Genomic DNA, 228 nt, shown 5'->3' on the forward strand with positions numbered 1-228 from the left:
TTTTAAAAATGGCCGTGTTAACAGGGTAAGGCGCTTTAAAAAGTTAGTCCTCAGTAAAGGTGCTATACAACAGGGTGGATTATTCAAAGTTAAGGGAGCCGGTATTTTCACCTTTTGTACAGATCAAAAGGGCGGCCTACATGACTTGGTGAAACAGCATAACCTGAAAGGCTTAAAGTTTACTGAGGTAAATGCGGTTTAATGTATTAGCATTCGTTATTTGCTCTC

The 228-nt window shown here is 39.5% G+C and carries 1 pseudogene; it reads left to right on the forward strand.

From position 1 onward, the window contains the following. Positions 1-202, forward strand: a pseudogene (locus tag CWB66_RS22505) (hypothetical protein); the annotation flags it as partial. Positions 203-228: the final 26 nt, after the last annotated feature.

The organism is Pseudoalteromonas sp. S558 (genome assembly GCF_005886635.1).
GTDB lineage: Bacteria > Pseudomonadota > Gammaproteobacteria > Enterobacterales > Alteromonadaceae > Pseudoalteromonas > Pseudoalteromonas aliena.